Here is a 24,922-nt window from a genome sequence, read left to right as displayed (position 1 = left end):
CCGCAGCAGCTTTCCATCCCCAGCCCGACAGGACATTCCATGATGGATACTCGTGATTGCGCGTGCGGGCAAACAACGGTGCGCGATGACGCGGCTCGCTGGTTTGTGCGTTTGCAGGAGCCGGCGATCAGTGCCGACGAGCAGCAGCGCTTCGACGCGTGGCTGAACGAACACCCGCAGCACCGCGACGAATTCCAGTTGCTGCAGGGCTTGTGGTCGGCGGCGGATCTGCTGCCGGCGCCACGCCTTGAAGCCCTGGTCGAGACATCGCCGACGCGCCGTGAACGCCGTCCGTTGTTGCGCTATGCGGTCGCCGCCAGTGTGCTGGCGGTGGCACTCGGCCTCGGTCTGTTCAGCGGTTTGAATCATCCGGGTGGCTACAGCGCCGAATTCACCACGGCGTTGGGCGAACGCAAGCATGTGGCGCTGCCGGACGGTTCGGTGGTTGATCTGAACAGCCGCAGCCGCTTGCAGGTGCGTTATGAAAAAGATCGGCGAATGATCGAGTTGAGCGAAGGCGAGGCGATGTTCAGCGTCGAGCACGATGCTTCGCGACCGTTTGTGGTCGAGGCCGGCAACGGCAAGGTTACGGTCACCGGTACTCGTTTTGACGTGCGCCGCGACCTCACGCAAACCCACGTAGCGGTGGAGCAGGGCACGGTAAAAGTGCAGGGGCGTGATGCACCGGACAGCCCGTTTATCAATCTGACGGCGGGCCTGGGCACCTATGTCGATGCCCAGGGCAAGGTTGCAGCGGCCTATGCGGTCAACCCGGCGGAACTCACGGCATGGCGCAGCGGCAAACTGGTGTTCAACAACGCCAGCCTCAGCGAAGTAGCGGCGCAAGTGTCGCGTTATCGCGAGAAGCCGCTGGCGGTCAGCAACCCGGCGGTGGGCAGTTTGCGTCTGACCAGTGTGTTCAAATCCGACAACACCGACGCCTTGCTCAAAGCCTTGCCGAGCATCCTGCCGGTGGCCGTGCGCACCCACGCGGACGGCAGTCAGGAAATTATCTCAAAATAAAATTCAGGTTTTTTTCGAGTTCATCGTCTTCCTGTTCAACTGCAACTGGTTTGCATTAACAGCCGCACACTCTTGCGATCCACAGGACTATGTACGCCGTGAAAAACACCACTGCCAACAACAAAAAATCCCCTTGGTTGCCGCTGGCCCTTGCGCTGGCGGTCAACGCCGCGATGCCGCTGGCGTTTGCCGGCGAAGCCATTCATATCCGTGCACAACCGTTGGGGCAGGCCTTGAGCGAGCTGGGCCAGCAGACGTCTCTTCAAGTGTTTTTCAGCCCCGATCTGGTCGCCGGCAAGCAGGCGCCGGCGGTGGATGGCGACATTTCCCCGGAACAGGCGCTGCGCCAATTGCTGCAAGGCAGCGGTCTGGACTACCAGATCAACGAAGGCTCGGTCACGCTAGCGCCCGCCGCAACTTCTGCTGCCAGCAATGGCCCGCTGGAGCTGGGCGTGACCGACATCAAGGTTGTCGGCGACTGGCTCGGTGATGCAAACGCCGCCGTGGTGCAGAACCATCCCGGCGCGCGCACGGTGATCCGTCGCGAAGCGATGGTCGAGCAGGGCGCGATGAACGTCAGTGACGTACTCAAGCGTGTGCCCGGTGTGCAGGTGCAGGACAACAACGGCACCGGTGGCAGTGATATTTCCCTCAACGTCGGCGTGCGCGGCCTGACTTCGCGTCTGTCACCGCGCTCCACCGTGTTGATCGATGGCATTCCCGCTGCGTTCGCTCCCTACGGTCAGCCGCAGTTGTCGATGGCGCCGATTTCCTCGGGCAACCTCGACAGCATCGACGTCGTGCGTGGCGCCGGTTCCGTGCGTTATGGGCCGCAGAACGTCGGAGGCGTGATCAACTTCGTCACCCGTGCGATCCCGGAAAAAGCCACCGGCGAAATCGGCACCACCCTGGAAACCACCCAGTACGGCGGCTGGAAACACATCGACACCGCGTTTCTCGGTGGCACCGCCGACAACGGCATGGGCGTGGCGTTGTTGTATTCGGGCGTCAATGGCAACGGTTACCGCGAGCGCAACAACGGTAATGACATCGACGACGTGTTGCTCAAGACGCATTGGGCGCCGACCGATCAGGATGACTTCAGCCTCAACTTCCACTACTACGACGCCAGCGCCGACATGCCCGGCGGTTTGACGCAAAAGCAGTACGACGACAAACCTTACGACTCGGTGCGTGATTACGACCAGTTCAGTGGCCGTCGCAAAGACGTGTCGTTCAAGTGGATACGCCAGATCGACGAGCGCACCCAAGCGGAAATTCTGACCTATTACACCGACAGCTTTCGTGGCAGCACCATCGCCGCCCGCGACCAGAAAACCCTCAGTTCCTACCCGCGCACGTATTACACGCTGGGCATCGAACCACGGGTTTCGCGAGTATTCGATGTCGGCTCGACCACCCAGGAAGTCAGCGTCGGTTATCGCTACCTGAAAGAGGCGATGCACGAGCAGTCGAGTCGTCTGGCGCTGGTCAACAACCAGCCAGTGGTGACGCCGACCTCCGACGGTCACGTGTTCCAGGATCGCACCGGCGGCACTGAGGCCAATTCGGTTTACGTCGACAACAAAATCGACGTCGGCAACTGGACCATCACGCCGGGCATTCGCTTCGAACACATCAGCACCGACTGGCATGATCGCGCCGTGCTCGACACCGCCGGCAGACGCGTGCCGGAGAAAAATCGCAGCATCGAAAGCAACGAACCTCTGCCGGCGCTGAGCGTGATGTATCACCTGTCGGACGCGTGGAAACTGTTCGCCAACTACGAAACCTCGTTTGGCAGCCTGCAATATTTCCAGCTCGGGCAGGGTGGTTCGGGTGATCAGACGGCCAACGGTCTGGAGCCGGAGAAGGCCAAGACCTACGAAATCGGCACGCGCTACAACGATGACGTGTGGGGCGGGGAAGTGACGCTGTTCTACATCGATTTCGATGACGAACTGCAGTACATCAGCAACGACGTCGGCTGGACCAACCTCGGCGCGACCAAGCATCAGGGCATTGAAGCCTCGGTGCATTACGACATGGCCGCACTCGATCCACGCCTCGATGGTCTGACCGCCAACGCCGGTCTGACTTACACCCGCGCGACTTATGAGGGCGAGATTCCGGGCTTCAAGGGCCGTGATCTGCCGTTCTACTCGCGTCAGGTGGCAACCGTCGGTTTGCGTTATGACATCAACCGCTGGACCTACAACATCGACGGTTTCGCCCAATCGAAGCAGCGCTCGCCGGGCACCGGTGTGAATGCCGATGGCAGCTTCAACGGCAACTACATCACCGAAGGCACGGCGGACGGGCAGTACGGCGACATTCCGGGTTACGTGACCTGGAACGTGCGCGGTGGGTATGACTTCGGGCCGCAGGTGTCGAACCTGAAGCTGGGTGCCGGGGTGAAGAACATCTTCGACAAGCAGTACTTCACCCGTTCCAGCGATAACAACTCGGGAATGTATGTCGGTGCGCCGCGCACTTTCTTTGTGCAGGCCAGCGTCGGTTTCTGATAAACCGTAGCGCTTCTTCGCGAGCAGGCTCGCTCCCACATGGCTCACTGAGCTCCTGTGGGAGCGAGCCTGCTCGCGAAGTTTTCAGACTTTAAGGACTTTGCCACCGATGGCTACGGCGACCAACAGCAGCGCCATCAATGCAAAGGCAAAACTCAAACTGCTGGCATGCGCGACGAAGCCAATCACCGCCGGCCCGGCCAGAATTCCCGCATAACCCAGGGTGGTAATCGCCGGCACCGCGATGCTTTCCGGCATCACCGTCTGCTTGCCCACCGCTGTGTACAGCACCGGCACAATGTTCGAACACCCGGCGCCGACTAGCGCATAGCCGACCAGCGCTGCCTGCCAGCTCGGCGCGAATGTCGCCAGAAACAAACCGCCCGCCGCCAACAGCCCGCCAAACAGAATGATCCGCGTCGCCCCCAGACGCCGCACGATCTTGTCACCGAGCAAACGTCCGACCGTCATGGTCAATGCAAACGCTGCATAACCCAACCCCGCATACGCCGTGTCGATCCCGCGTTCCTGCGCCAGAAACACCGCACTCCAGTCCAGTGCCGCACCTTCGGTGAGAAAGACGATGAAGCACATCCCGCCGATAAACAGCACGATGCCGTGGGGAATGGCGAACGCCGGGCCCGAGCTTTCACTGCCGTAAGGCAACATGTGCGGCACGCACTTGAACAGCGCCGCGATCAGCACCAGGACCACTGCCAGCATGGCGGCGAGCGGCGTCAAACCGAGGCCGAGCAGGGCGCTGACGCCCGCCGCGCCGACGATGCCGCCGAGGCTGAACAAGCCGTGAAAGCCCGACATCATGTGCTTGCCGCTGGCGCGTTCGACGATCACCGCTTGCAGGTTCACCGTCGAATCCACCGTGCCTAGCCCGGCACCGAACATGAACAGCGTGGCAATCAGCGCCGGTATCGACGACACCGTCGCCAGCAACGGCAATGCTGCGCAGATCAGCAGAGTGCCGCCCGTTGCTACGCGTCGGCAGCCGAACCGCGCAGCCAGAATCCCCGCCAGTGGCATCGCCAGAATCGAACCGACCCCCAGGCACAGCAGCAACAAGCCCAACGTGCCCTCATCCAGCCCCGCGCGCGCCTTGGCATACGGCACCAGCGGCGCCCATGCGGCAATGCCGAGCCCGGCAATGAAAAAGGCGATGCGCGTGGACATCTGTTGCAGGCGTCCGGGGACGAACGTGGCTTGGGCGTTGAGGCTGGTCATATCGATCCTTGGCAAAAAACTTCGCGTCCCCGAAGGACAGTGATTCAGCGACGAGGTTCGATCGCCGGCCATTCGGGGAAGTACAGGCAACATCCTACCCTGTGGGAGCGGGCTTGCTCGCGAAAGCGGCGTATCAGCTCAAACTATATCGACTGACACACTGCCTTCGCGAGCAGGCTCGCTCCCATCGTCGCCCGGGTCCTCGAATAGGGCGAAGGGCCGAGCGATGAGGCCATCAGCTCCGACAACGATCTCAACTCAGATCAGTAGCGAACTCCACCACCGGCATCTGCCGCTTCATCAACACCTTGCCGCCGCGAATCGAATACAACGGCAAGCCCTGACTGCGGATCACCTCGTAATCGCTGTCCGCCGACAGAATCAGCAGGTTCGCCGGACGCCCCTGTTCCAGGCCGTAGCGCTCACCCAGGTGCATGGCTTTGGCGCTGTTGTCGGTGACCAGATCCAGCGCACTTTGCAGGTTGCGGTAGCCGAGCATGTGGCAGATGTGCAGCCCGGCTTCCAGCACGCGCAGGATGTTGCCGTTGCCCAGCGGATACCACGGATCGACGATGGAGTCCTGGCCGAAGCACACGTTCATCCCGGCCTCGAGCAACTCGTTCACACGGGTAACGCCACGGCGTTTGGGGAAGTTGTCGAAACGCCCTTGCAGGTGAATGCTTTCGGTCGGGCAGGAGACAAAACTGATCCCGGAATGACCGAGCAAGCGGAACAGTTTGGCGCAGTAAGCGTTGTCGTAAGAGCCCATCGCCGTGGTGTGGCTGGCAGTGACGAGGGCGCCCATGTCGCGACTGCGCGCTTCTTCGGCGAGGACTTCGAGGAAGCGCGAATGCGGGTCGTCGGTTTCATCGCAATGCACATCGACCAGGCAACCGGTACGCTCGGCCAGGTCCATCAGGAATTTCACCGAACTGACGCCCTGATCGCGGGTGTACTCGAAATGCGGAATGCCGCCGACGACGTCCGCGCCCATGCGAATCGACTCTTCCATCAGCTCGCGGCCATTGCGGAACGACTCGATGCCTTCTTGCGGGAACGCGACGATTTGCAGGTCGATGAGGTGACGGGTTTCCTCGCGCACTTCGAGCATCGCTTTGAGTGCGGTGAGTTGCGGGTCGGTGACGTCAACGTGGGTGCGCACGTGCTGAATGCCATGCGCCGCTAGTGCCTGAATGGTTTTCCTGGCGCGGGTCCTGGTGTCTTCTTCGGTGATGGTGACCTTGCGCTCGCCCCAGCATTCGATGCCTTCGAACAGCGTGCCGCTCATGTTCCAGCGCGGCTCGCCGGCGGTCAGGGTTGCGTCGAGGTGAATGTGCGGCTCGACGAAGGGCGGCACCACCAGATTGCCGCCGGCGTCGAGGTCGTCGGGGCCCAGCGTCGGGGCTTCGGTCTGACGGACGATGCTGCGGATCAGCCCGTCTTCAAGGTGCAATTCGTGCAAACCTTCCTGGTTGCGCAAACGGGCGTTGATGATGTGCATCAGGCGAATCCTTCTTTATAAGTCTTGTAGTGGCGCGCTGGCGCTGCGGGCGCCAAGCAAACCGGTGACGATGACATACGTTAGCGCGGCAGCAGCGATCCCTACCAGCGGCGCGACCCATGGCGAGCTGAACGCGGCGATGGTGCCGACCGCGTAGGCCCCGAGCCCCGGCCAGTTGAACGCCGGCAACCGCACGTCGGCCAGGCGCGGATAACGCCCGCGCCAACGGAAGAAGAAGTCCGCCATGATCACCCCGCCAATCGGTGGAATTACCGTGCCGAGCAGAATCAGATACGGAACCAGCATGTCGTACATGCCCAACAGCGCGAGCAGGGTGCCGATCACGGCGCCGGCCAAGGTCACGGTCTTGCGGCGACCGGTACGCAGCAGGTTGCAACCGGCGACGGCGAAGTTGTAGATGGTGTTGTCCTGAGTGCTCCAGATGTTCAGCAACAACATCGCCATGGCGGCCATGGCAAAGCCTTGCAACAGCAGCACCTCCACTACGTCCGGTTGTTGATAGACGATGGCGCCATAAGCGCCGATCAGCACCATCAGGCCGTTGCCAATGAAGAAACCGATCAGGCTGGCCAACACGGCGACTTTTGCCGAGCGCGAAAAACGTGTCCAGTTGGTTGCCTGTGTAGCGCCGCTGACGAAGGTGCCGAACACCAGGGTGATGGCCGTCGACCAGTCCAGCGAACCGCTGGGCACGATGCTGAGCAAACCTTCGAAACCGCCGACCTTCACCGTGGCGACCCACATCGACAGCATCAGCAGCAACATCATCGCTGGCACCGCGATGTACGACAGAATCTCCAGCCCGCGATAGCCGACATAGGCCGTGGCGCAGAACAGCAGACCGAACAGCACCATCAAGGCGAGCACCGTGCCTTCGTTCAAATCAAAGTATTTACCTATCACCACGGCAGCGGTCGCGGTGCCCCAAGCGTACCAGCCGATCTGCGTGAAGCCGAGGATCAGGTCACTGAGCTTGCTGCCGACTTCGCCGAAACAGAAGCGGCCCATCAATACTGAGTTGAGGCCACTCTTGAAAGCGATGTAACCCAGGCCCGCCGCGTATAAACCCAGTAGCAGGTTGCCGACGACGATGACCGCCATCATCTCGCCAAAGCTGAACGCCACGCCGAGCTTGCCGCCGGCAAACATGGTTGCGGTGAAAAACGTGAAACCGAGCAAGACCATCGCCGTGGAGGCCAGGCCTTTGCGCGCGTGCATCGGGACTTCGCTGAGGGGGTAATCGTTGCCGGGATCGTTCTGCGTCATGGGGCGGTCCTTGCTGGAGTAGGGAAGACGCGGGGGAGGGTTGCAGTGGTCGTGCCAAATGTCAGAGGGCGCGGGTTATGTATAGACCAGTCGCGCGGATTGGCGCGAAAGCGGTGCACTGAATAGACCCAAGCCCAATGTGGGAGCGACTCGGTTTGTGAGGGTGAGGCTGAAGACGTCTTCGCGAGCAAGCCCGCTCCCACAGGTTGGTGGTTGGCAGTGGTGGCGCGGGATGATGCAGAACCCTTGTGGGAGCGGGCTTGCTCGCGAAGGGGGCGGCACAGGCGCGAGGTGTGGTGGCTGACAGAATGCACGCGGTGTGTGGCAAAAAAGTGCGGTGCAATCCGGTGCCACACGTATGACGAAAACGGTGTGCCATGCACGAACACCAGCGGCGGGCCGTCGCCGCGCACGGCATAGCGAACCTGTCGGCCGTTGAAGTCAAAGACCTGATCCAGCAGCCAGTCTGTCATGGGCCTGTACTCTTGGCGGGTGGGAGCCAAAAAGCATCGGCGTAAAAAAACAGCCGCGAAGGCTGTTTTCTATTTTCCGGACAAAACACCAACCCCCTGTGGGAGGTGTCTTGGGTTACTCACCGCGATAGATGCAACCGCTGGTGCAGGTTTCGTGAATGCGGATGGCGCTCAGTTCCGGCAGCAGCGGTTTCAACTCATTCCAGATGAATTTGGCCAGCACTTCGCTGGTCGGGTTTTCCAGGCCGGGAATGTCGTTGAGGTAGTTGTGATCCAGACGCTCGTACAGCGGCTTGAAGATCGCTTTGATTTCCGAGAAGTCACGAATCCAGCCCGTGTGCGGATCGAGGTCACCGCTCAGGTGAATCGCCACTTTGAACGAGTGACCGTGCAGGCGCCCGCACTTGTGGCCGTCGGGTACGTGCGGCAGGCGGTGGGCGGATTCGAAAGTAAACTCTTTGAAGATTTCCACGGTATTTTCAGCTCTGTTCAGATGGCGTTCGCCGCAGCGATTCGGGCAGTCGGCGAGTTTACCAGCTTGTGTTTGGGCGTGCTGACTAAAGGGTCAGCAAGCGCTCGGCGAGGCGACCATTGGCAGTCAGTTCGAGGAACTCATCGCCCATACGGCGGCTTTCGTTCATCGCCGCGCGCCAGTATTTCTGCCGGCTCGACGCATCGCCCATGAAGCGCTTGAAGTCATTCCGGTCGGGCAGTTTGCCGTAGGGCAGGCGCGCCAGATACTCCTTCGAGGGGGCGAGCAACAGCACGTCCTGCAAGCGTTCCACCGAAGCCTTGCGCCACGGCAGGGTCTTGTCGAACCAGCCGGGAATCACCCGGTCGGTGAAGTGCGGATAGAGCACGATGCCGTCGCCGCTGTAAGGCAGGTCGAGGTGATAGTCGAGCAGTCCGCCGTCGCGAAAAGTGCCGGCACCGGCGCCGGGCAGGTCGCGCACGCCTTCCATGACCATCGGGATCGAACCCGAGGCCAACAGGGCCTGGCGCAGATTGCCGGTGTTCAGCGCGACGAAGCGCGAGGGAAAATCGCTGAGTGCATTCACGGGCGGGGCGAGACGCGGGTCGTGGATGATCAGCCGTTCGAAGTGCCGCGACAGCCGTGCGCGACCGCGCAGGTTGTCGGCGATCACCGAGCCCAGCGCCAGCCCGAGGCGACCGCGATGATCATCGGCCAACCGGCCCTGACTTTTCACCACCATGATATTCAAGCGGTAGTGGGCGTTGTCGAGGATGCTCGCATCGCGGCCGTCGAGCAGGTCGTTGAGCATGCGCTGTGAGCTCTGGCTGATCTCGGCCATGGTCACGCCTTTGTTGAAGTTCTGCTCGGTGTACAGATGACCGAGGCGACGAATGCCTTCGGCGGCATCCGGCAAGCAGGCGCTGGCGAAGCGCCAGGAACCGACCGACGCGCCGATCAGCGAACGCTCGCGCGGCGCACCCGGCAGCCATTCACCGAACAGCGCCAGATCCAGTCCCTGAATCCCCAACGCCTTCGGCCCACCAGCGGCGCCGGGCAGGGTGCCGACATCGGCAGCGTGCAGGCCCTGGGCACGGATGCGCGCCATGGCTCGGGGGCCGGCCTTGAGGGTGAGGGCGGGGAATTTGATGTGGATGGCGGTCATACCGGTCTCGATCGTTAGCAAGCGAAGCATTATAGAACCATTGCGGCCCTCTTGTGGGAGTGAGCAAGCCCGCTCCCACAAGAGGCAGAGTGTTGCGCTGGAGCAATGATGGCAATTCAGTTTCAGTTAAGTTCAAATCGCTAAGGTGCCCACCGTAAAGCAACACATAAAAATACGGAGACACCATGAAAACCCTGACTGCCCTGTCCATTGCCTCGATCATCGGTTTCACTGCCAGCCTGGCGCACGCTCGCGATCTGGGCCCCGATGAAGCCCTGCGTCTGCGCGACGCTGGTACTATCGTGTCCTTCGAGAAGCTCAACGCCACCGCGCTGGAAAAACACCCGGGCTCGACGATCACCGATACCGAGCTGGAAGAGCAGTATGGCAAGTACATCTATCAGGTCGAAATGCGTGATCCCCAAGGGCTGGAGTGGGATCTGGAACTGGACGCGGTGACCGGGCAAGTTCTCAAGGATCATCAGGATACGTAATGAAGTTTAAAGTTCGCGCCACCCGCCGCACGGCGTTGGCGCTGGTGCTGTTTTGCTCTACGGCCATGGCCCGCGACCTCGGTCCGGATGAAGCCCTCAATCTGCGCAGGCAAGGCGTGATCCTGCCGCTGGAGCAAGTGCTGCAGCAGGCCATGGATCGCTACCCCGGCGCGAAACTGCTGGAAGTCGAGCTGGAAGAAAAACACGACGTCTACATTTATGAGGTCGAGTTGCTGACGGTCCAAGGGGTGGCGCGCGAGCTGCACCTGAAGGCCGATACCGGCGAACTGGTGAAAGACAAGGAAGATTGACCGATGCGTTTGCTATTGGTGGAAGACCACGTACCGCTGGCTGACGAATTGCTCGCCGGCCTGCAACGTCAGGGCTATGCGGTGGACTGGCTGGCGGATGGCCGCGATGCGCTGTATCAGGGCAGCAGCGAGCCGTATGACCTGATCATCCTCGACCTCGGCCTGCCTGGGGTGCCAGGGCTTGAAGTGCTGGCGCAATGGCGCGTGGGTGGTCTGGCGATTCCGGTGCTGATTCTCACTGCGCGGGATTCCTGGGCCGAGCGCATCGAAGGCCTGAAGGCCGGCGCCGACGATTACCTGACCAAACCGTTTCACCCTGAAGAGCTGTACCTGCGCATTCAGTCGTTGCTGCGTCGCTCCAAAGGTCAGGCCAATCAGCCGACACTCCAGGCCGCCGGCCTGCACCTGGATGAGAGCCGTCAGTGTGTGGTGCGCGATGGTGCCGATATTCAACTGACGGCTGCCGAATTCCGTCTGCTGCGTTATTTCATGCTCCACCCCGAACAGATCCTCTCCAAGAGCCACCTCGCCGAACACCTTTACGACGGTGAGACCGAACGCGATTCCAATGTCCTCGAAGTCCACGTCAATCACCTGCGCCGCAAACTCGGCAAAAGCGTGATCGAAACCCGTCGCGGCCAGGGTTACCTGTTCGGCGGACAAGCTTCGTGAGGTCGATCCAGCGCCGCTTGAGCCTGGGCTTGATCAGCGTGATGGTGGTGGTCGGTGTGGTGACGGCGCAAACCAGCCTGTGGTTGTTCGAAGTGGGTTTGCAGCGTTACCTCGAAGCCGGCCTGCGCAACGACAGCGAAAGCCTGTTGTTGGCACTGGTGCGCGGGCCACAGGGTTTGCAGCTGGACGAACGTCATCTTTCACCGGCCTATCAGCGGCCGTTTTCCGGACATTACTTCCGCATCGATTTTGCCGACAGCCACTGGCGCTCGCGCTCGTTATGGGATCAGGATCTGCCGCTGCTGGAACATCCCGGCCTGCACAGCAATCTGCAGTTGGGCCCGGACGGCCAGCAACTGCTGGTACTGCGTTCGGATTATCGGCGTCTGGGGCAATCGATCTCGATCAGCGTTGCCCAGGATTACACCCCGGTGCGCGAGAGCTTTCAGCGCATGCGCCAGATCGGTCTGGGCGTGGGGCTGGCCGCGCTGTTGCTGATTCTGTTCCTGCAGCGGCTGACCGTGCGCCGCGCCCTGAAGCCGCTGGAAAAGGCTCGCGAACAGATCGCGCAATTGCAGCAGGGTCAGCGTTCACAACTGGATGATCAGGTGCCGGTCGAGCTGGAGCCGCTGGTGGCACAGATCAACCATTTGCTCGCGCACACCGAGGACAGCCTCAAGCGTTCGCGCAATGCCCTGGGCAATCTCGGGCATGCCTTGAAGACGCCCCTGGCGGTGTTGTTGAGTCTGGCGTCGAGTGAAAAACTCGATGCTCATCCGGAGTTGCGCAAGATCCTCACCGAACAACTGCAACAGGTGCAGCAACGGCTCAATCGTGAACTCAATCGTGCGCGCTTGTCCGGGGATGCACTGCCCGGTGCGCTATTCGATTGCGATGGCGAGCTGCCGGGGTTGCTGGCGACGCTCAACATGATCCATGGCGAGCATCTGGCGCTTAGTTACGTTGCGCCTGCAGGGCTGCAACTGCCGTGGGATCGTGAAGATTTGCTGGAGCTGCTCGGCAACTTGTTGGACAACGCTTGCAAATGGGCGGATGCCGAAGTGCGCCTGAGCGTGATCGAGCGTTCGGATGGCTTTGCCCTGAGCGTGGAAGACGACGGCCCGGGGATTCCCGAAGAGCAGCGCACAGAGGTGTTCAGCCGGGGCACGCGGCTGGATGAGCAGACTGACGGGCATGGCCTGGGGCTGGGGATTGTGCGCGACATCGTCGACACGTGGGGCGGGTTGCTGGTTTTAGGCGAAAGTGAATGGGGCGGCTTGAAAGTGGTGATCGAGTTGCCCAAACGTTAACCGGCCATACACCGAAGACCCCGGTGGGAGCGGGCTTGCTCGCGAAGGTGTCAGGCCAGGCGACATACCTGTTGAATGTGCCGGCCTCTTCGCGAGCAAGCCCGCTCCCGCATTGGGTATTTCGAGTCTGGGTCACACCCGAAACTGATCCATCAAACTCTGCTGCTGATTCGCCAGGCTGTTGAGTGACTGGCTCACCCGCGCCGACTCGTTGGCCTGCCCGGACAACGATTCGGTGACATCGCGAATCGTCGCCACGTTGTTGTTGATCTCTTCAGCCACCGCGCTCTGTTCTTCCGCCGCGCTGGCAATCTGCAGGTTCATGTCGCTGATTACCGTCACCGCATCGCCGATCTGGCGCAGGGCGGTCACCGCCTGGCCAACCTGTTCGACGCTGCCCTGGGCCTGACGATGGCCGTTGCCCATCGAGCTGACCACGTCCTGCGTACCGCTCTGCAATTGCTCGATGACCTGACGGGTTTCTTCCACCGATTCCTGGGTACGGCGGGCGAGGTTGCGCACTTCATCGGCGACCACCGCGAAACCACGGCCTGCTTCACCGGCACGAGCCGCTTCGATTGCCGCGTTGAGTGCCAGCAAGTTGGTCTGCTCGGCGATGGCGCGGATGGTTTCCAGCACCGTGCCGATTTTTTCGCTGTTCGTCGCCAACCCTTCGACTTGCGCCATCGCCGCGCTCATGTCGGCGGCGAGGGTGTCGATGCTCGCCGTGGTGCGGTCGATCACGGTCAAGCCCTGACGGGTCGCACGGTCGGCATCCTTCGCGGCTTCGGCGGCTTGCGCGGCGCTGCGCGCGACGTCCTGCGCGGTGGCGCTCATTTCATGGGAGGCGGTGGCGACCTGATCGACCTGACGGTACTGCTGTTCCATGCCGGCGCTGGTCTGGGTGGCGATGGCCGAGGACTGGTCGGCGGTGTTACGCGCGTCCTGCACCGAGCGTTTCACCTCGGCGATGATCGGCTGCAACTTGTCGAGAAACTTGTTGAACCAACCAGCGAGTTGCCCGAGTTCGTCCTTTTTGTCGTAGGCCAGACGGCGAGTCAGATCGCCCTCACCACTGGCGATGTCTTCGAGCATGTGCGCCACGCCGAGAATCGGTTTGGTCACGCTGCGCGCCATCAGCCACACCAGCAGCAGGCCGACCAGCGCGGCCAATACACCGAGGCTCAGTTCGATCAGGGTGCCCGAGTGGTTGCTCGCATCCAATTGCTGCTTGAGTGCCTCGGCACGCTCCACCAGCACCTTTTCCGGCACGTCGAGCAACACGCCCCACGACGGGCCACCGGGAATCGGCTGGAACGGTGACAGCACTTTCAACTGGCCGTTGCTGTGCAGGCTGCTGACGCTGGTGCTGGAGGCAAGTTTGCTCAGCAGTTCGGCGCCGCTGATTGTATCCACGCTATCCAGACGCTGGCTGAGTTTGCCGGCGTCCGGGCTATGACCGGCGAGCAGGCCGGCGGGGCTGATGATGCTCACGGTGGTCTGGCCGTCATAGAGCTTTTTGCTCGCGCCCTGACTGATCGCTTGCAGGCTGTTGAGGTTGATATCCACCGACAGCGAAGCGATGACTTTGCCGTCAACCATCAGCGGGAAGACGATACTGGTCATCAGTACGTTGTGGCCGTCGATGACATAGAAGTACGGCTCGATCACGCACGGCTTGAGTGTGGTGCGCGGGCAGGTGAACCAGGCGTTGGCCGCCTGACCGCTGGGGCCGGTGCTGGTGTCGGCCATGTCACTTTCCGGCAGGGCCATCGAGGTGACTTTGCCAGGTACAGGTTGCGACCAGTACAGGGCGAAGCGGCCCTTGTCATTGCTGCCCAGTTCAGCCTGGCCGGCAAACAGTTCGTCCTTGCCGTCCAGCGCGTTGGCTTCGAACACCAGCGACAGGCCGAGCAGGTCCGGGTTGGCTTGCAGTGCCGATTTGACCTGACGGGTCATGTCTTCGCGCAGGTCGAAGGCATCCAGGAAGCGCTTCTCGGCCTGTTCACGCAGGAATAGCACCTGCCGCGAAAAACCGTGACCATATTGATAGGCGTCCATGAACTGCTGGCGAATGCCGGCGGCCTGCACTTCACCTTGGGATTCAATGCGCGCCTGGGCGGACTCGGTGAGCATTTCCATGCTCGAGGCCTTCACCAGTTCGGAACTGTGCTCCATGCGATACAGGGAAAGACCCACCAACAGGGTCACGATACCGGCCAGGCAGAGCCCGGCGAGCAGGGTGATTTTCCATTGGATGGAAAGTTGTCTGAGCGACATGGAGACGTCCTTATTCGATAAATATCTGAGACTTTGCACTGTAACGGCCCAAGAGCAGCTTTCTTGAGCTCCGAGCCGCGAGCTGCAAGCGAAAAAACGCAAAAGCTTGCAGCTTGTGACTTGCAGCTTGCCGCTGCTTCATTCACAGTGCGCGCCCTTCTAATAAAACCCTCTTTGCAAATCCGCCGGTCAAGCCTGGCGGACTCATTCTGTCTGGCGGTCGGTTGTCCATCGCCGTGTTTTTCGAGGTAGTGAAATGAATGCAGTCATAGCGGCGGTCGGCGTCATGCTGGTGCTCAGCCTGTCCCGCGTGCATGTCGTGATCGCTTTGATCGTCGGCGCGCTGGTCGGCGGCCTGACCGGTGGTCTGGGTATCGACGCCACGCTCAAGGCCTTCAACAGTGGCTTGGGCGGTGGCGCGACGGTGGCGTTGTCCTACGCGTTGCTCGGCGCTTTCGCCGTGGCGATTGCCAAGTCGGGCCTGGCCCATGCGCTGGCCGACAGGGCGCTGGCGATGGTTGACCGGCAGCATTCGACCGGCGGCGGCAGCGTCAAATGGTTGCTGATCGGCCTGTTGTGGGTGGTGGCGATTGCCTCGCAGAACATCCTGCCGATCCACATTGCATTCATTCCGCTGCTGGTTCCGCCACTTCTCTATGTGCTGACCAAGCTGCAACTCGACCGCCGCTTGATCGCCTGCGTGATGACGTTCGGTCTGATCACCCCGTACATGTTCCTGCCGGTAGGCTTCGGTAACATCTTTCTCAACGAAATTCTGTTGGCGAATGTGGCCCGCAGTGGCGTCGACATCAGCGGTATCAATGTCACCCACGCCATGGGCATTCCGGCGCTGGGCATGGTCTTCGGCCTGGCGATGGCGTTTTTCAGCTACCGCAAGAAGCGCGTGTACGACCTGGCGAAAATCGAGCAGGTCGAGCAAGTGGCGGTGCAGTACAACCCGTTGAGCCTGCTGATTGCCCTCGTGGCGATAGCCGCAGCGTTCATCGTGCAACTGCTGCTGGACTCGATGATTATCGGCGCGCTGGCGGGTTTCCTGATCTTCTCGGTGTCCGGCATCGTCAAGTGGCGCGAAACCGATGACCTGTTCACCGAAGGCATGAAAATGATGGCGATGATCGGCTTCATCATGATCGCCGCCTCCGGTTTTGCCGAAGTGATGAAGGCCACCGGTGAAGTGCAGACCCTGGTCGAGTCGTCGGCGTCGTGGATCAATCACAGCAAGGCCGTTGGCGCGCTGTTGATGCTGCTGGTCGGGTTGCTGGTGACCATGGGCATCGGTTCGTCGTTCTCCACGGTGCCGATTCTGGCGGCGATTTTTGTGCCGTTGTGCGTGCAACTGGGCTTCAGCCCGATTGCCATCGTGTGCATCGTCGGCACCGCTGGCGCCTTGGGCGATGCCGGTTCGCCGGCCTCGGATTCGACCCTCGGCCCGACTTCCGGTCTGAACATCGACGGCCAGCATCATCACATCTGGGACACCGTGGTGCCGACGTTCCTGCACTACAACCTGCCGTTGCTGGCATTCGGCTGGGTGGCCGCGATGGTTCTCTGATTGGCAAAATCCCAATTGTGGGAGCGAGCCTGCTCGCGAAAGCGGTGGGTCATTCACAATTACAGTGACTGAGCCGGCCCATTCGCGAGCAGGCTCGCTCCCACAGGGAATTGGGGACATCCCTGACTCAACTTTTGCTTTTGCGTGCCGTTAAAGCCTTTAAGCACGCCAATAAAATCAAAAGAGTGAGCCCCCACAATGCGCCTGAGCCTCAAGGCTAAAGTCCTGTCCCTCGCCGTTCTTCCGGTGTTGCTCTTTGCACTGGTCATCAGCCTGACCACGCTGTTCATCCTCCAGGAACAAGCGCACAAAGAGGTCGAGCAGACCCGCGAGCGTTTGCTCGGCGACGCCAAAGCCACCCTGCAAAGTTACGTCGCCGTGGCCATGACCACGATCAAGCCCCTGTACGACGCTGCTGCTCCCGGTGACAACGAGGCACGCGCGCAGGCGATCAAATTGCTCTCCGGCATTCGTTACGGCAAGGACGGCTACTTCTTCGGCTACGACTCCGAGACCGTGCGCCTGTTCAAGGCTAACGATCCCGAAGGCGTGGGCAAGAGCTTCAAGGACAACCGCGACCCGAACGGCGTCTACGTCAACCAGGGGCTGGTGAAAGTCGCGAAGGATGGCACCCACTATCTGCAATACAGCTCGCCGCTGCCGGGCAACGCGAAGGTGTTGGTGCCGAAACTCGGTTACACCGAATACCTGGCGAAGTGGGACATGGCGGTGGGTACCTCGGTCAACCTCGACGGCATCGAAGCGCAAGTGGCGCTGGTCGAAGTGCAGGTACAGAAGCGTATGCAAGGCGTGGTGCTGAGCATCGTCGGCGTGGCGGTGGTGGTGCTGCTGGTGATTGCGGCGGCGGGGATGCTGCTGGCCAATACCATTCTGCGTCCGCTGACCCTGATGAAAGCCAATCTCGACGATATTGCTGCAGGCGAGGGCGATCTGACCCGCCGCCTGAACATCACCAGCCAGGATGAACTCGGCGAACTGGCCGGCTCGTTCAACCGCTTCGTCGACAAGATCCACGGCCTGGTGCGGCAGATCACCGAGATGACTACGCAACTCACCGGATTGGTCACGCAGGTGTCCGATCAGGCCCAGCGTTCCGATCAGGCGATGGAGCGTCAGCGTCATGAGACCGATCAGGTCGCCACGGCGATCAACGAGATGTCCGCCGCTGCGCAGGAAGTCGCCAAGAGCGCGCAAAACGCCGCCGTCGCCGCCCAGCAGACCGACGAAGAAGGTCAGAGCGCCAAGCGTGTGGTGGCCGGCAGCATCAAACAGATTCATGCGCTGGTCGATGACATTCGCAGCAGCGGTGTGTCGCTGGACAGCCTGCAGCAAGACGTGACGTCGATTGTCGGCGTGCTGGGGGTGATTCGTTCGATTGCCGAGCAGACCAACCTGCTGGCGCTCAACGCCGCGATTGAAGCGGCGCGCGCCGGTGAGGCCGGACGCGGGTTTGCCGTGGTGGCGGACGAAGTGCGGGCACTGGCCAGCCGCACGCAGATCAGCACTCAGGAGATTCAGGGGATGATCGACCGCTTGCAGGCAGGCACTCAGCAAGCGGTCGAGGCGATGCGTCGTTCCAGTGAGGCCGGTGACGGCACTTCGGCGCAGGCCAATCAGGCCGGGGCTTCGCTGGATGCGATGGCCTCGTTGATTGCGACCATCAACTCGATGAACGCGCAGATTGCCAGTGCCGCCGAGGAGCAGACGGCGGTGGCGGAGGAGATCAACCGCAGCGTGCATCAGATTGCGGTGGCGGTGGACAGCGTGGCCGATGAAACGCAGTTGGGTGCGCAGACGTCGCGCAGTCTGGCGGATCTTGGCCAGCGGCTGGGCAACCTGGTCGGCCAGTTCCGGATCTGATCGCCTGAAAAGCCCCTCACCCTAACCCTCTCCCGGAGGGAGAGGGAACTGACCGAGGTGTCTGGCGTCATCCATCGACCCGAGAGATTCAGGCGATTATGGATTCGGTGAAGCTGATTCAGGTCGGCGTAGTTCCATGGCATCCCCCAATCAATCCCCTCTCCCTCCGGGAGAGGGTTAGGGTGAGGGGCTTTTGATTTTCAGCTTTCAGGGACGATCCCAGTAAGGCACTTCACCGAAGCATTCGACGAAGAAATCAATCACCGTCCGCACCTTCACCGACAACCGGCGGCTTCCCGGCCACAACACCGCAATCTGCTGCGGTTCCAGGCTGTTGGACACTTGATAGTCCCCCAGCACCGGCACCAGTGTGCCGGCGCGCACCGCTTCACCGATCAGCCATGATGGAAACATCACCAGTCCCAACCCCTGTTCGGCGGCTTGGGTGAGGGTGTCGGCGTGGTTGCCGGTGATCGGGCCTTTCACCGAATACGGTGTCCAGTCTGCGCCCTCGCAGCGGAAAAACCAGCGTTGCAGACCGGCCGCGCCCTTGTAGGCCAGACACTGGTGCTGCGCGAGGTCTTCCGGTGTTCGCGGCGTACCGTAACGCTCGAGATACGCCGGGCTGGCTGCGACCTGAAAGCGGTGTGGCGCGAGAATCCGCGCCTGCATGCTCGAGTCATGCAGCGGGCCGATGCGAAACAGCAAATCGGCGCCTTCCTGCAGCGGGTCGACGTAATGATCGGTCTGCTGGATATCCAGTTGCAGCTTCGGATAACGCGCGCACAACTGACCAAGCCACGGCGTGAGATGGCGTTGGCCGAACACCACCGGAGCGTTGATGCGCACCAGGCCGGTGGGTTCGCTTTGTTGTTCCTGCAACGCCTGTCCGGCTTCTTCCAGTTGCACCAGCAGCAGCCGAGCGTGATGGCCGAGCAGGCGCCCGCTTTCGGTTGGCGTGACTGCGCGGGTGTGGCGGTAGAGCAATTGCTGGTTCAGCGCCTGTTCCATCAACTGGATCTGCCGCGAGATCGAGGAGGGCGCCACACCTTCGCGGCGGGCGACTTCAGAAAAACTGCCGTGGTCGAGCACCGCGACAAACAGTCGTAGCGCCTTGAATCCGAGTTCGTTGAGCCCGTGCATGGTGTGTCCTGCTATGCGTGTTACGCAAAAGTGTTGTCCGGATGCTCCCATTTATCGCACAGCGACACCAGTCGATAATCCGCGCCATCGTTTAGTGAAGTGGAATGTTGTTTATGCAGACGTTGGATGAGGTGAGTGTGGCGGCACCGGCGAAGAACACGGTGTTGCGCCTGTTGTTGCTGCCGCTGGTGATTCTGGCAGGCATGGGCTTGTCGGTGGAGGCGGGTTTGCTTGGGCCGCTGGGCGGGCAGGTCGGGCATCTGTGGGCGACCTTGAGCATCTTCGGTGTCGGCTCGGCAATTCTGTTTTTGCTGCTTTTGTTCGCTGGCCCGCAAAAGGGTCCGGCCCTGACTGACCTGCCGCGCTGGCAGCTGATCGGCGGGTTTCTCGGGCCGATGTATGTGGTGGTGTTGACCCTCGCTACGCCGCATATCGGCATTGCGATGACGATGATCGCGATTCTCTCCGGGCAGGTAGGCAAGAGCGTGTTGATCGACCATTTCGGCTGGTTCGGGGCCACGCGCAAGAAGGTCAACGCTGAGCGCTGGCTGGCGTTGGGGTTGATTGTGGTGGCTTTGGTTTTGATTGCGCGGGGGTGAGTGATGGGACTGGTGATTTTGTTGGCGGTGGTGGTATTGGCCGGTGCGGTGTTGAGTGTGCAGGCGGCGATCAATGGACGTCTCGGTGAAACCGTTGGGGTACTGCGCAGTAGTTTGCTGACGTTTGTCGTGGGCGCAGTAGTGACAGGGTTGTTGATTTTGTTTTTTGAGCCGGCGCAGGCGGTGAGTCTTCTTGATGTGCCGAAGTGGCAACTGACGGGGGCGCTGTTTGGCGTGGTGTACATGATGGTGATGGTCGGCGCGGTGCCGGTGGTGGGGACGGCTGTGGCGACGGTGGCGGTGATTGTCGGGCAGTTGGGGATGGGGATGTTGATTGATAATTTTGGCTGGTTGGGGAATCCGGCGATTGAGCTTTCCGGGTCGCGGATGGTGGCGATGGTGTGTTTGGGGGTGGCGTTGGTGTTCATGTACCGGAGCTCGCGACAGGCCGGTTGATGTGGGTTGGGATTGAGTGCCTGGCCGTTGCCGGATAGGCCCGTGATCCGCAAACCAAAGGCCGCAGGCTTGGGCAGCTACACTGGTAATCACGGCTTGCTCTTCAAGCCCAGACCACCACCCAAGGAGTCTGTCCCATGCCTGATAGAAAATGCGATTGTCCCGGCTGCAAGTGCACGATCAAGGAAGGCGATCATGCCTACGCCGTGCACGGTAAGCACTATTGCTGTGAAGCCTGTGCGCATCACCACAAAAGCGGCGAGGAGTGTTCAAGCAAAGGTTGCGGTTGCGCTCATCCGAAATAACTCGCGCAAAAAAAAGTGGAGCCTAATCAGGCTCCACTTCCAGTTTCAGGCTTTCGTCATCTTGCCGTTCGGTATGGCGCACCGTGCCTTGCAACCTTCGCCCGTCTACCCGGACCACCACGGTTTTCGCCTGGTCGAGGTCTTCCGGCAGAGGGGCGGGCACTCTCAGGGCGAAGCGAAACGGGTCATCTTCGACCGCTTCCAGTCCGACGCGGCAGTCCACGCTTTTGGTGATACGCCCGAACAGCGTATCGAGGCCGTAGTCCAGATGCGCCGGGCTGCTGATGTGGGTCATGGTGCGTTCCCCCGAATGATGACGATTGTCGTGCAGAGCTTAGCTGGTCGGTCGCCAGACGACGTTTTCCACGCCGAATTTTTCCGCCATCGGTTTGCTCGTCTTCTGTACCTTTTCCCGGCCGAAGCGCGGGATGCGACCGACGCCAGCGTCGCAGCTCGCCCAATGCCACGCCTCGGCATTGTCCATTCTGTCCGAGCGGATAATGAACGATTTGGGCGCGCCGTGAAGGGTGTATTCGATGACGTAGAGTTTTGCGTTGTTCATAAAGCCCGGATTCCTCCCTGTGGTAATAGAGGGATCACCGCGCTGCGGGAAAATTCACTTGGATTGTCCGACGGTATCTCTCGTTGGCGGCCGGTTGGCGCACTGGTTACCATGGCGCTTCCGCCAACCCCAATGAATGCTCGCCATGGCCCTCGCCGCGCCCCCCGATCTGAGTGACACCGATGTGCCCGTGCAACCGCTGGCGCGGACCTATCCGCGTGGTTTGTTCATCGAGCCGCACGAGCATGTCTGGGGGCAGTTGCTGTACGCGATGAGCGGGGTGATGTGGGTCGAGACGCCGCATGAGGCGCTGGTGGTGCCGCCGCAGCGCGCGGTGTGGTTGCCGCCCGGTGTGCCGCACGGGATTCGGGTGGTGTCGGATTTGCAGATGCGCAATATCTACCTGCGTCCGGCGTTGGCGGCGACGCTGGATCAGACTGTGCAGGTGATTGAGGTCGGCGGGCTGCTGCGCGAGCTGATCGTCGGCCTGGTGGAGCAGGGCGACAGCGGTGATCCGGGGTATTACGAAGCGCTGGTCAGGCTGGCATTGCTGGAGCTGAAACGCGCAAGGCGTTCGCAGTTGAAGATTCCTCTGCCAGATGACTCTGATCGGCGTTTGATGAATGTGTGCCAAGCGGTGATGGCCGCGCCGTCGCTGGCGATTCCGTTCGAACAGCACGCCGAAAACGCCGGTGCCAGCGTGCGGACGCTGGCGCGGCTGTTCAAGGACAGCATCGGCATGGGTTTCGCGCAATGGCGGCGGCAGGTGCAATTGGCGACGGCGGTGGCAGCGCTGATTCAGGGTCAGGCGGTGAGTGTGATTGCCCGGGAACTCGGCTACTCCCCCAGTAGCTTCAGCGACATGTTTCGCCGCGAACTGGGTGTGGCGCCCTCGCAATTCACTGTGGATCAGGATTAACCCAACCTGCGCAGTTCCCTTGTGGGAGCGGGCTTGTGCCGATTTCGTGGTTTGTCCGAAATTCCGAAGTCCTTGGCCGATGCCGTCCCCGCTGATTCCCTAGACTCTGCCCATTCCTTTCAAACGGCGGAGTTCTCTCCATGAACTATCTGATTTCGCTGGCCATCGGTCTGGGCGTTGGTTTGCTCTACGGCGCGCTGGATTTCCGTTCACCCGCACCGCCGGCCATTGCGCTGGTCGGTCTGCTCGGCATGTTGGCCGGTGAGCAGTTGTGGCCAATGGGCCGGCAGATGGTTGCCGGCTGGTTGTCCTGAATATTCTTTTTTCCTTCGGTGGAGGTGCCCATGAAAGCATTGCAATTCGATCAGACCGGCGACCTGTCTTCCCTGCGCTTCGTCGAAGTGCCGACGCCGGTACCCAGCGTGGATGAAGTGCTGGTGCAGATCAAGGCTGCAGGTCTCAATCCCAGCGACGTGAAAAACGTCCTCGGGCGATTCCCTTACACCACGCTGCCACGGATTCCCGGGCGGGACTTCGCCGGTGTGGTCGTCGAGGGCCCTCAGCCGTTGATCGGGCAAGAGGTCTGGGGCACCGGGCGCGAGCTGGGCTTTTTTGCCGACGGCACTCACGCACAATTCGTCAAACTGCCGGTCAATGGCGTAGCGCACAAACCGTCGCACCTGAGTTTCACCCAAGCGGCCAGCCTTGGCGTTCCGTACACCACGGCGTGGGATGCGCTGGAGCGCAGCCGGGTCAGCGCTGAAACCCGTTTGCTGGTGATCGGCGGCGGCGCGGTGGCGACGGCGGCACTGGCTCTGGCGAAAGTGCGTGGCGCGCAGATTCTCGCCGCTGCACGGCGTCCGGAACAGGTTGCGGACTTGCAAGCGCAGGGTTTTCGGACAATCCAGCTGGATAAACCCGAAGACCTCGGCGCCCAGGTCAATGCGGTGTATCGCGGGGGCGCTGATGTGATATTCGACACCACCGGTTTCTGGTTGCCCGCGTCGGTGGCGGCGCTGGCTACCTTTGGCCGAATCGCAATCATCGCCGCCCCGGTGGACGGCCATGTGCAATTGCCGGCGCTGGCGTTGTATCGCAAGGGCGGTTCAGTGGTCGGGATCAATTCGTTGCTGTACGGCGTCGAGGCGTGTGCGGCGATGCTGGAGCAGTTCGGGCGATTCTTTGATGAAGGCTCGCTGCCGTTGCCGCAAGGATGGGTCGAAGCGCCGCTGGCCGACGGCCTCCAGCGTTACGCCGAGGTGAATCAGGGCAGCAGTGACAAGGTCATCCTCATCCCCTGACCCGCCCAGGTTCCCCTTGCTTGCGCAAACCCTGCAGGAGCCGGGCTTGTTCGCGACAGCGGTCAGTCAGTCACTGACGTATCGACTGAACAGACGCCTTCGCGGGCAAGCCTTGCTCGTGCAGCGATTGCGCTGATCTTTGGGGGTCAGAACTGATAACCGACGCCCGCGTAGTAACCCCAACCGTTGGAACGTGCGCGGAAGTTGCCGTCGCCGAAATTCAGCTCGCTGCCGTCCTCCCAGTTGCCGCCGTTGTGGAAATAGCGCCCCACCAGGGTGAAACGCAAATGGGTGAACGCGTAGAGCAACACGTTGGTCGCCACTGTCGCGTTGGCGGTGCGCGCCGGGTTGTCCTTGTGGATGTCCGAGCCGAAATCGAAGTTGGTAAAACCGATGTAGGTCAGCGAGGCGCCGTTGCTGAATTTGTCGATGGGGATGATGTATTTGAGCTGCGCGCGGTAGCCGTCCCATGAGTATTCGTTGCTCGCGCCGTAGTTTTCCCACTGATAGCGACCGTACAGGTTGGCCGACAGGTTGACCCGCGAGTGGGTGTCGATGTCGGTGCCGAAACCGCTGTAGAGGGTATTCGCGCGGTTTTCCTTGCGGCTGCCGTGGTCGTAGATCCAGTCGAACGCCACATACCATTCCTTGAACGGGCCGATGGCCAGGCTGCGACCGGCGAGGTAGTCGATGGAGATGCGCGGCTCATGTTCCATGAACACGGGCGAGCCGTGATCCCACACGCCTTTGTCATGGCTGTTGCCGATGTTGAAGATCTTCGGAATGTCGATGTAGCCATACAGCTCGAACGGGCCTTTGCGGCCGAAGTATTCGTATTCGAGGTAAATGTCATCGGTGGGTTGCGGGCCGAAACTGATGTCTTTGCTGCCGATCAGGGTCAGGTCCTGGTTGTACCAGTCCGACAGGTACGCGCCTTGTTTGGGCGGGCTGGCCTCGGGGCTGAGGGTTTCGCCCTGGGCGGATTCGTCCGGCAATGCCGGCTGGGCGAGGGCGCTGTGGCTGGGAAGGCCGGTAACGCCGGTCAGTAGCAAGGAAACAGCAAACGTGCGCGCAAACGAAGCGCGAGAGGGGGATGCGGCGTGCATTCAAAGTCCTTTTTTGCGGATCGAGGCCCGTGTTCCGTGGGCTTGTACGGTCTTGTAGCGAAAACGCCGGGATTGACGTGACGCAAACGTTTGCACAAGGCGTACCAGTTTTTCAAATGCGCTGAAATTTCGCAGGTTTCGCAGTATTGGCTGATGGGGCGGTCAGGTGCGCTTGTGTGCTCCCACAGGGGGGGGACCGCCCTGAGTTCAACTGCCGGTGTGGCGGAATGGCTCATTCCAGAGCGCTCTAGCACCAAAGTATTAACACCATTTAAGCAGTGCCCCATCGCAGGGCGTCGACTAGCGTGTGTCAGGAATGGAACGGTTT

At 61.2% G+C, this 24,922-nt stretch carries 24 protein-coding genes and 3 pseudogenes; 15 read left to right on the top strand and 12 right to left on the bottom strand.

The genetic code is table 11. The features are described from left to right. Nucleotides 1–39 precede the first annotated feature (39 nt). Entirely contained in the window at nucleotides 40–1,023 is a 984-nt protein-coding gene (locus tag AACY19_RS02645) for a FecR family protein (RefSeq protein ID WP_339447643.1), read from the top strand. A 98-nt stretch (nucleotides 1,024–1,121) separates the two neighbouring features. Further along, nucleotides 1,122–3,548, top strand: coding sequence for a TonB-dependent siderophore receptor (locus AACY19_RS02640; protein ID WP_339447641.1), 2,427 nt, complete (start codon nucleotides 1,122–1,124; stop codon nucleotides 3,546–3,548). Nucleotides 3,549–3,632: 84 nt separating this feature from the next. Here the strand turns inward: AACY19_RS02640 and AACY19_RS02635 are convergent, their stop codons facing one another. The 6 genes and pseudogenes from AACY19_RS02635 to AACY19_RS02610 all read right to left on the bottom strand — a co-directional run bounded on the left by AACY19_RS02635 (nucleotide 3,633) and on the right by AACY19_RS02610 (nucleotide 9,682). Continuing rightward, nucleotides 3,633–4,784: an MFS transporter gene (locus tag AACY19_RS02635; RefSeq protein WP_339447639.1), complete on the bottom strand. Its 1,152-nt coding sequence runs from the start codon at nucleotides 4,782–4,784 to the stop codon at nucleotides 3,633–3,635. Between the two features lie 253 nt (nucleotides 4,785–5,037). Next, nucleotides 5,038–6,285: a cytosine deaminase gene (codA, locus tag AACY19_RS02630; protein WP_339447637.1), complete on the bottom strand. Its 1,248-nt coding sequence runs from the start codon at nucleotides 6,283–6,285 to the stop codon at nucleotides 5,038–5,040. Between the two features lie 15 nt (nucleotides 6,286–6,300). After that, complete coding sequence (gene codB / locus AACY19_RS02625; RefSeq protein ID WP_339447635.1) at nucleotides 6,301–7,572, bottom strand: cytosine permease; 1,272 nt, start codon at nucleotides 7,570–7,572, stop codon at nucleotides 6,301–6,303. Between the two features lie 308 nt (nucleotides 7,573–7,880). Continuing rightward, a pseudogene (locus tag AACY19_RS02620) lies at nucleotides 7,881–8,045 on the bottom strand (alpha/beta fold hydrolase); the annotation flags it as partial. A 115-nt stretch (nucleotides 8,046–8,160) separates the two neighbouring features. Then, on the bottom strand, nucleotides 8,161–8,517 hold the full coding sequence (gene queD, locus AACY19_RS02615) for a 6-carboxytetrahydropterin synthase QueD (protein WP_007955941.1): 357 nt from the start codon (nucleotides 8,515–8,517) through the stop codon (nucleotides 8,161–8,163). An 85-nt stretch (nucleotides 8,518–8,602) separates the two neighbouring features. After that, a complete protein-coding gene (locus tag AACY19_RS02610) occupies nucleotides 8,603–9,682 on the bottom strand; it encodes a patatin-like phospholipase family protein (RefSeq protein WP_339447633.1) in 1,080 nt (359 codons plus the stop codon). A 185-nt stretch (nucleotides 9,683–9,867) separates the two neighbouring features. On the opposite strand from AACY19_RS02610, the gene AACY19_RS02605 reads away from it, so the two are divergent. Genes AACY19_RS02605 through AACY19_RS02590 form a run of 4 tightly spaced genes read left to right on the top strand, consistent with a single transcriptional unit; the run spans nucleotide 9,868 to nucleotide 12,469 of the window. After that, nucleotides 9,868–10,176: a PepSY domain-containing protein gene (locus AACY19_RS02605; protein ID WP_339447631.1), complete on the top strand. Its 309-nt coding sequence runs from the start codon at nucleotides 9,868–9,870 to the stop codon at nucleotides 10,174–10,176. Further along, nucleotides 10,176–10,487, top strand: coding sequence for a PepSY domain-containing protein (locus AACY19_RS02600; protein WP_339447629.1), 312 nt, complete (start codon nucleotides 10,176–10,178; stop codon nucleotides 10,485–10,487). Before AACY19_RS02605 ends, AACY19_RS02600 begins: the two co-directional genes overlap by 1 nt. Before the next feature lie 3 nt (nucleotides 10,488–10,490). After that, nucleotides 10,491–11,159, top strand: coding sequence for a response regulator transcription factor (locus AACY19_RS02595; protein ID WP_339447627.1), 669 nt, complete (start codon nucleotides 10,491–10,493; stop codon nucleotides 11,157–11,159). Further along, nucleotides 11,156–12,469 carry a sensor histidine kinase gene (locus AACY19_RS02590; protein WP_339447625.1) on the top strand — a complete coding sequence of 438 codons (1,314 nt, stop codon included), beginning with the start codon at nucleotides 11,156–11,158 and terminating at the stop codon, nucleotides 12,467–12,469. Before AACY19_RS02595 ends, AACY19_RS02590 begins: the two co-directional genes overlap by 4 nt. 132 nt (nucleotides 12,470–12,601) lie before the next feature. On the opposite strand, the gene AACY19_RS27805 is transcribed toward AACY19_RS02590, so the two are convergent. Both AACY19_RS27805 and AACY19_RS27800 read right to left on the bottom strand, forming a co-directional pair. Continuing rightward, nucleotides 12,602–13,357 carry a methyl-accepting chemotaxis protein gene (locus tag AACY19_RS27805; protein ID WP_445262282.1) on the bottom strand — a complete coding sequence of 252 codons (756 nt, stop codon included), beginning with the start codon at nucleotides 13,355–13,357 and terminating at the stop codon, nucleotides 12,602–12,604. A 102-nt stretch (nucleotides 13,358–13,459) separates the two neighbouring features. Continuing rightward, nucleotides 13,460–13,606 (bottom strand): annotated as a pseudogene (locus AACY19_RS27800) (HAMP domain-containing protein); the annotation flags it as partial. A 1,399-nt stretch (nucleotides 13,607–15,005) separates the two neighbouring features. Here AACY19_RS27800 and AACY19_RS02580 point away from each other — a divergent pair. From AACY19_RS02580 to AACY19_RS27790, 3 genes and pseudogenes are all read left to right on the top strand, one after another. Beyond that, nucleotides 15,006–16,322 (top strand): Na+/H+ antiporter family protein, encoded by a 1,317-nt coding sequence (locus AACY19_RS02580; protein ID WP_339447620.1) that lies wholly within the window; start codon nucleotides 15,006–15,008, stop codon nucleotides 16,320–16,322. A gap of 198 nt (nucleotides 16,323–16,520) precedes the next feature. Next, nucleotides 16,521–17,297, top strand: a pseudogene (locus AACY19_RS27795) (cache domain-containing protein); the annotation flags it as partial. A gap of 84 nt (nucleotides 17,298–17,381) precedes the next feature. After that, the gene (locus AACY19_RS27790) at nucleotides 17,382–18,203 is read left to right on the top strand and encodes a methyl-accepting chemotaxis protein (protein ID WP_445262281.1); all 822 of its coding nucleotides are present in this window, start codon (nucleotides 17,382–17,384) and stop codon (nucleotides 18,201–18,203) included. A 207-nt stretch (nucleotides 18,204–18,410) separates the two neighbouring features. On the opposite strand, the gene AACY19_RS02570 is transcribed toward AACY19_RS27790, so the two are convergent. Further along, nucleotides 18,411–19,346: a LysR family transcriptional regulator gene (locus AACY19_RS02570; protein ID WP_339447616.1), complete on the bottom strand. Its 936-nt coding sequence runs from the start codon at nucleotides 19,344–19,346 to the stop codon at nucleotides 18,411–18,413. A 113-nt stretch (nucleotides 19,347–19,459) separates the two neighbouring features. On the opposite strand from AACY19_RS02570, the gene AACY19_RS02565 reads away from it, so the two are divergent. From AACY19_RS02565 to AACY19_RS02555, 3 genes are all read left to right on the top strand, one after another. Further along, nucleotides 19,460–19,945 carry a DMT family transporter gene (locus tag AACY19_RS02565; protein ID WP_445262277.1) on the top strand — a complete coding sequence of 162 codons (486 nt, stop codon included), beginning with the start codon at nucleotides 19,460–19,462 and terminating at the stop codon, nucleotides 19,943–19,945. A gap of 3 nt (nucleotides 19,946–19,948) precedes the next feature. After that, complete coding sequence (locus tag AACY19_RS02560; RefSeq protein WP_339447614.1) at nucleotides 19,949–20,401, top strand: DMT family transporter; 453 nt, start codon at nucleotides 19,949–19,951, stop codon at nucleotides 20,399–20,401. Nucleotides 20,402–20,538: 137 nt separating this feature from the next. Next, nucleotides 20,539–20,706: a metallothionein gene (locus tag AACY19_RS02555; protein ID WP_339447612.1), complete on the top strand. Its 168-nt coding sequence runs from the start codon at nucleotides 20,539–20,541 to the stop codon at nucleotides 20,704–20,706. 22 nt (nucleotides 20,707–20,728) lie between these two features. On the opposite strand, the gene AACY19_RS02550 is transcribed toward AACY19_RS02555, so the two are convergent. Together AACY19_RS02550 and AACY19_RS02545 are read right to left on the bottom strand one after the other, a co-directional pair. Continuing rightward, a complete protein-coding gene (locus tag AACY19_RS02550; protein ID WP_339447610.1) occupies nucleotides 20,729–21,001 on the bottom strand; it encodes a hypothetical protein in 273 nt (90 codons plus the stop codon). A 39-nt stretch (nucleotides 21,002–21,040) separates the two neighbouring features. Then, entirely contained in the window at nucleotides 21,041–21,268 is a 228-nt protein-coding gene (locus AACY19_RS02545; protein WP_339447608.1) for a DUF6555 family protein, read from the bottom strand. A 136-nt stretch (nucleotides 21,269–21,404) separates the two neighbouring features. On the opposite strand from AACY19_RS02545, the gene AACY19_RS02540 reads away from it, so the two are divergent. The 3 genes from AACY19_RS02540 (at nucleotide 21,405) to AACY19_RS02530 (ending at nucleotide 23,488) form a co-directional block, all read left to right on the top strand. Beyond that, nucleotides 21,405–22,187, top strand: a complete 783-nt coding sequence (locus AACY19_RS02540; protein ID WP_339447606.1) for an AraC family transcriptional regulator — start codon at nucleotides 21,405–21,407, stop codon at nucleotides 22,185–22,187. A 140-nt stretch (nucleotides 22,188–22,327) separates the two neighbouring features. Further along, nucleotides 22,328–22,501 (top strand): DUF1427 family protein, encoded by a 174-nt coding sequence (locus tag AACY19_RS02535; RefSeq protein WP_339447604.1) that lies wholly within the window; start codon nucleotides 22,328–22,330, stop codon nucleotides 22,499–22,501. Nucleotides 22,502–22,531: 30 nt separating this feature from the next. Further along, a complete protein-coding gene (locus AACY19_RS02530) occupies nucleotides 22,532–23,488 on the top strand; it encodes a quinone oxidoreductase family protein (protein WP_339447602.1) in 957 nt (318 codons plus the stop codon). A gap of 146 nt (nucleotides 23,489–23,634) precedes the next feature. On the opposite strand, the gene AACY19_RS02525 is transcribed toward AACY19_RS02530, so the two are convergent. Next, nucleotides 23,635–24,594 carry a nucleoside-specific channel-forming protein Tsx gene (locus AACY19_RS02525; RefSeq protein ID WP_339447600.1) on the bottom strand — a complete coding sequence of 320 codons (960 nt, stop codon included), beginning with the start codon at nucleotides 24,592–24,594 and terminating at the stop codon, nucleotides 23,635–23,637. Nucleotides 24,595–24,922 lie beyond the last annotated feature (328 nt).

The organism is Pseudomonas sp. EA_5y_Pfl2_R50 (assembly GCF_963970475.1).
In the GTDB taxonomy this organism is placed as follows: Bacteria; Pseudomonadota; Gammaproteobacteria; order Pseudomonadales; family Pseudomonadaceae; genus Aquipseudomonas.
The sequence above is the reverse complement of the archived record's forward strand: the minus strand, read 5'-3'. Positions and strand labels throughout refer to the sequence as shown.